This is a genomic window from Leucobacter ruminantium (genome assembly GCF_017565705.1).
GTDB classification, from domain to species: domain Bacteria; phylum Actinomycetota; class Actinomycetes; order Actinomycetales; family Microbacteriaceae; genus Leucobacter; species Leucobacter ruminantium.
The window spans coordinates 1-5798 of record NZ_JAGDYL010000051.1 but is presented as its reverse complement, the minus strand read 5'-3'; the positions used below and the strand labels follow the sequence as shown (position 1 = coordinate 5798).

The window sequence follows — 5798 nt, the reverse complement described above, 5'->3', positions numbered from 1 at the left end:
GCACGCTGGGTGATGAGGTGGAAGCCCGCGCTGAACGCGTTCGCGATCACCTTCGCCGGACGGTTCGAGAAAACCACTCACGAATGAAAACCGCCGGATCCCACACACCGTTTATCGGACAGACCCGTGACGGGTTCCCGCGAATGCGTTCGGAAATCTCGGGAACCTAAGTACTTACAGCCGCTTTCAGATTAGTCGAGGGTGCGGGTTCTCGGAACCCGTTACTGGACACTATTGGCTCCTGGTTGTTGGAGTGCACGACTCTTGCCGCCCTAGGGTGCGTCGTTGACTCGTGCGCGGTTTGGGCCAGCAGATCACGAGACGTGGCAGGTACTGCGATAATGGGCGTATGCAATCGTCGTCGCGTCTCCCGCACCTGGTGCGTGGGTCGAGCGCGGCCGCTATTGCAACGTTCGCGGCGCTGTTCTCACATGTGATCGGCGGGGGTGCAATGCCCGGCCTGGTCGGGGTCGGTGTGCCGTTGCTGCTGTCGCTGATGGTGTGCATCCTGCTCGCGGGTCGGACGCTCTCGCTGACGCGCCTCTCGATCTCTGTGGTCGCGAGCCAGACGCTGTTCCACACGCTGTTCGTGCTCGGTACCCCGACTTCGGGGGCGGCCATGCAGAAAATGCCGGCTGGTCATCATCACGGGCACCAGATGATGCAGATGCCGGCGGTGTCGGAGCACACGATCACGCTCGTGCATGGCGACACCGTCATGTGGCTCTCGCACCTGGTCGGTGCCCTCGTGACGATCGCGTTCCTGTATCGGGGTGAGCAGGCGATCCATCGTCTGCGTGCGGTTGCGGAGCAGTTCGTCGCTTGGGTGCGGCACCGCCTTACGACTCCCATCCAACTTCCCGTTCTGACGGAGCCCGCGCGGGTGCGACCGGCCGAGGCTGCGGGCTGGACGGTGCTGTCTCAGATTCATGCATCGACGCTGAGCCGTCGTGGGCCTCCGGCTGTGTTCCGGATCGCTCGATAGTTCTTGCTTCGCGGCCAGCTGGTGTCTGGCGTGAGGATGTTTGCCGCCTCTGTGAGTGGTGTCTGATCCGCCGTACAGGGTTTCTTCCTGGGGTCGGTGGCGTCGGATTTCGAGCGTATTCATACGGCAGTTCGTATTGATCTGACTGCACCCTGCCATGGCTGGGTGGCGGTGCCGACTCCGCGCGCGTGCTGCGCGGGTCGGGAGTAGGCATGCTTGAAAGGCACAAAAACCAATGATGAAGATTCGTAATCGTGCGTTGCACGCAGGTGCTGCGTTCGGAGTCGCGCTGCTCGCGCTCACCGGCTGCTCGACCGGGGATACCGGCGGTACGAACACGCAGCAGGAGGAGCCTGCCGCGCAGGTGAAGGAGGCGGACTCGGTCACGATCGAAGACGCCTGGGTGAAGTCGGCCGTACCGGGTGAAATGACGGCCGGGTTCGGCACGCTCGAGAACTCCTCCGACCAGGACGTGACCGTGGTGTCGGTGGAGTCGTCGGCGTCACCGGACATGGAACTCCACGAGACCGTGGAGAACGAGTCCGGGCAGATGGTGATGCGGGAGGTTTCGGGCGGTTTCGTGATCCCTGCGAATGACCACCTGCATCTTGAGCCGGGCGGAAACCATCTCATGCTGATGGAACTCCCCGAGCCGGTGAAGGCGGGTGAGGAAGTGACGTTCACGCTCACGTTCTCCGATGGTTCCACGCTGGAGTTCGCGGCGGTCGTGAAGGACTATGCGGGCGCGAACGAGAACTACGAGGGCGGCCACGGTGACATGGATCATGGCGACATGAACCATGACGACGCGGAGCACAGCGAGCACTGATGGGCGCCCCAGACCGGGGTAGGAGTTCCGGTCAGGCTTCGTCGACTAGGCGGCAGTTCCTCCTCGGAGGGGCCGCCGCCGGGGTCGGCGCGGCGACTGCGCTCGGAATCGACTACGCCCTCACACGGGATAGCGGCGCGCCTGTGTCGGTGCCGCTCAACGGCGACGAGACGGTGCCGTTCTACGGCGTCCATCAGGCCGGGATCGACACCGATGCGCAGGCGCATGCCGTGTTCGTCGGCCTCGATCTTCGAGCCGATACCGACCGTGACGGGTTGCGGCGCATGATGATGCTCCTCACCGACGATGCGGCACGCCTCACCCAAGGGGTGCCGCCGCTCGCGGATTCCGAACCGGAGCTCGGAGCCGCCCCGGCCCGACTGACGGTGACGTTCGGGTTCGGGCCGGAGTTCGTGGCTCGTGCGAACGGGGCCGGGCCGGGATGGTTGCAGCCGCTGCCCGCGTTCGGCATCGACCAGCTCCAACCCGAATACACCGACGGGGATCTGCTGATCCAGGTTGCCTCGGATGATCCGGTCACGGTCGCGCACACGACCCGGATGCTGTTGAAAGACAGCCGGAGTTTTGCTTCGGTGCGATGGGTGCAGACGGGATTCCGTCGCGCGCACGGGACGATGAAGCCGGGTACGACAATGCGGAACCTGTTCGGGCAGGTCGACGGCACCACCAACCCGACACCGGGTACCGCAGATTTCGATGAGGTCGTGTGGAACACCAGCGGGTGGTTGGCGGGTGGGACGGGTGCGGTGATCCGCAGGATTCGGATGGATCTGGACAAGTGGGATCGGCTCGACCGTTCCGGACGCGACCAGTCGATCGGCCGGTTCCAGTCGAACGGTGCACCGCTGACGAGCAGCCCGCACGGTGAGGCGGCGGAGTTCGATGAGCCCGATTTCGAGGCGAAGACCCCGATCGGGTTCACCGTGATCCCCGAGTTCTCCCACATGGCGCGTGCCCGCCCGGTCGAGGCGCACGAGCGGATCTTCCGTCGCGCCTACAACTATCAAGGGCCGCCCGCGGGTGACGAGCTGTCGGATTCGGGGCTGATCTTCACCTCGTATCAGGCGGATGTGGAGCGGCAGTTCACGCCGATCCAGCGCCGCCTGGATGAGCTCGATCTGCTCAACGAGTGGACGACCCCGGTCGGTTCCGCCGTGTTCGCGATCCCGCCCGGATGTGCTGAGGGCGGCTTCATCGGCGACACCCTCCTCACCTGAGACGGGTCTCGCACACCACACACCATTCCTCGGCGCTCACGATGCGCCGAAACACACGAGAGAAAGAAACAAGAACCCATGATGAATCACACTGAATCGAAGAAGCGCCCGTTCCTGCTGACCGGCGCAGCAGCACTCGGCGCGCTCGCGCTCACCCTCTGCGGCGCGGCAAGCGCACAGGCGCATGTTGGCGCAACCCCGAACACGAACGAGGCGGGATCGTACGCGGTCGTGGCCGTCAGCGTTCCTCACGGCTGTGACGTTTCTCCGACGACGAAGGTCGCGATCCAGATCCCGGACGGCATCAACGCGGTCACGCCGACCCGGAACCCGTTCTACACGATCGAGAAGGTGATGGAGGCGCTGGACACCCCGATCATCGACGGTCACGGCAACGAGGTCACCGAGCGGGTCGCGGAGGTCGTCTACACGGCGAACACGCCGCTGCCCGCCGATCAGCGTGACGTGTTCGAGCTGTCGCTGCAGCTCCCCGAGGATGCCGCAGGTTCCACGCTGTACTTCCCGGCCGTGCAGAGCTGCGAGGAGGGCGAGTCGGCGTGGGTGCAGATCCCCGCGGACGGGCAGGACCCGCACGAGCTCGAACTGCCCGCCCCCGGCTTCGAGGTCGTCGCAGCCAGCAGCGACGGCCACGGGGCCGACGCCTCCGAGGCGGGCACCGAAGAGGCTGCGGCGAACGGCGAGGAGGCCGCAGCGGGCAATGACCAGACGCCGCTCGTGATCACCTCACTCGTCGTCGGCGGGCTGGGACTCATCGCCGGCGTGATCGCCCTGATCCGGGGACGCAAGCAGGCATGAGCCTGACCGCCTCCGGGGAACGATCCGCGCGCAGGCGGCGGGTCGGCGTATTCGCGCTGCTCACCGCCCTGCTCGGGCTGCAACTCGCCCTCGGTACCGGCACCTCGCCGGTGTTCGCGCACGCCGAGCTGCTGGAAACCGCACCGGAGGACGGGGCCGTGCTCGACACCGCGCCGGACACGGTCGAGCTGCGGTTCAACGAACCCGTACAGGTCGTTGAAGACGCCATGCGCCTGTTCCCCGGAGACGGCACCCCCGAGGTGCTCACTGCCCGCACCAGCAACACCACCGTCGTCATCGACCTTCCGGCCGATCTCGGAGACGGCGCGTATGCGCTCGCCTACCGGGTCGTATCCGCCGACGGGCACCCGATCGGTGGTGCCCTCGCCTTCCAGATCGGCGACGGCGACTACACCGCCCCCGATACGAGCCTCACACCGGCCGATCCCGTCGTCACCGAGACGATCGTGTCCGTACTCACGGTCGCACAGTATCTCGGGCTGCTCTCCCTAGCCGGGCTCGTGTTCTTCAACCGATTCGTGACCCGCGCACCCACTCCGGCCGAGCCGCGAATCCGCAAACTCAGCCGCATCTCCTACGGTACCGCCCTCGCATCGTCGCTGCTGCTGATCCCCGCATCCGGGGCACGAGTCACCGGGAACGAGTTCATCACCTACCTACCCGAAACCGGCGACCTCGTCCTCCTCCCCGCAAGCACCTGGATGCCGGGGGTATCTTGGCAGCTCCTCGTCTCCGCCTCCCTGGTGCTGGTGTTCGGGCTCGCTGCGCTGCTTGTCGACTCGCGTTCACGCGCAGCGGGAATGGGAGTCGCGGCTCTGGGCTCCGCCACGGTTGCGCTCTGCGTGCCGCTGCTGGTCGGGCATACGCAGACCGTGCAACCCGTATGGGTGATGCTCGCCGCAGACCTCGGGCACTTGGTCACCGGCGCGTTCTGGGTCGGCGGCGTAATCGGACTTCTCTGCACGCTTGCAGCCGCTCGTCCGGCGAACCCTCGCGGGGCACCACGCATCCGCCCGAACACCGTGGTCGAGGTGGTGGCCCGATTCTCACGGTACGCGCTGATCAGCGTGATCGTGCTCGCGATCAGCGGCACCGTCATGGCTATCCTCATCGTCGGTTCCTGGGGCACGCTCTTCGGCAGCGACTACGGTCGCTTCCTGCTCATCAAGCTCGGCATCATCGCAGCCGTGATCCTGCTCGCCGCATGGAACCGGCTCCACTTCCTGCCCCGCATCACCCGGCAGCCCAGCGAGCGACAGCAATGGGTGAGCCTGCGCCGCACCCTCACCGGCGAGGCCGTGCTCTTGATCGCGGTCATCGCGGTGACCGGGTTCCTCACCAACACCAGCCCCACCGCCGCGCACGAACACCACCACGACGCGGGATCCCCTGCGGTCAGAGTCCAGGATGCGCGCCTTTATGCCGAGTCTCAAGGGCTCACCGTCGACGGCGCCCTCACTCCTGCGTCCACAGGTGAGAACACGCTCACGTTCCGACTCGAATACGACGGCGAACCGGTCACGACCGAAGAGGTCACCCTCGAGGCGCGACTTCCTGAACAGCAACTCGGCCCCTTCACCGCAACCCCACAGTTCAATCCAGATACCGGCGGGTACGAAGCACTGCTGACGATGCCCGTCGCCGGTGAATGGCAGATCCAAGCATCCGCACGAATCGACACCTACACCCAACCCATCGTTATCGTGCCGATCGACATCAATTAGCCCAGGCTCCGCGTCTGGCGCAGAGGGTGCGGAACCGCCGACGGTCGCGGCGTCTGTCGGGAGTGTCAGGAAAACGGTGGATCTGGGACTGGCCTGACCGAAAGGAAGGGCAATGAGTCAGGCTATCGAGATGATCGATCCTGTGACGGGAGAGATCATCGATCAGCAACAGATCGCCGAGCAGC

The 5798-nt window shown here is 65.6% G+C and carries 6 protein-coding genes; 5 read left to right on the top strand and 1 reads right to left on the bottom strand.

The genetic code is table 11. The features are described 5' to 3' along the window. Positions 1–349: 349 nt before the first annotated feature. From J4H91_RS15220 to J4H91_RS15200, 5 genes are all read left to right on the top strand, one after another. Positions 350–985 carry a hypothetical protein gene (locus J4H91_RS15220; RefSeq protein WP_208047097.1) on the top strand — a complete coding sequence of 212 codons (636 nt, stop codon included), beginning with the start codon at positions 350–352 and terminating at the stop codon, positions 983–985. A 235-nt stretch (positions 986–1220) separates the two neighbouring features. Next, positions 1221–1814 carry a copper chaperone PCu(A)C gene (locus J4H91_RS15215; protein ID WP_341783573.1) on the top strand — a complete coding sequence of 198 codons (594 nt, stop codon included), beginning with the start codon at positions 1221–1223 and terminating at the stop codon, positions 1812–1814. Then, complete coding sequence (locus J4H91_RS15210) at positions 1814–3052, top strand: Dyp-type peroxidase (RefSeq protein WP_208047096.1); 1239 nt, start codon at positions 1814–1816, stop codon at positions 3050–3052. The genes J4H91_RS15215 and J4H91_RS15210 overlap by 1 nt, the downstream gene beginning before the upstream one ends. Positions 3053–3130: 78 nt before the next feature. Beyond that, entirely contained in the window at positions 3131–3868 is a 738-nt protein-coding gene (locus J4H91_RS15205; RefSeq protein ID WP_208047095.1) for a YcnI family copper-binding membrane protein, read from the top strand. After that, complete coding sequence (locus tag J4H91_RS15200; protein WP_208047094.1) at positions 3865–5613, top strand: copper resistance protein CopC; 1749 nt, start codon at positions 3865–3867, stop codon at positions 5611–5613. Before J4H91_RS15205 ends, J4H91_RS15200 begins: the two co-directional genes overlap by 4 nt. Here the strand turns inward: J4H91_RS15200 and J4H91_RS15195 are convergent. Then, positions 5606–5798: hypothetical protein (locus tag J4H91_RS15195; protein ID WP_208047093.1), on the bottom strand; the 193-nt coding region annotated here is incomplete at its 5' end. The genes J4H91_RS15200 and J4H91_RS15195 overlap by 8 nt on opposite strands.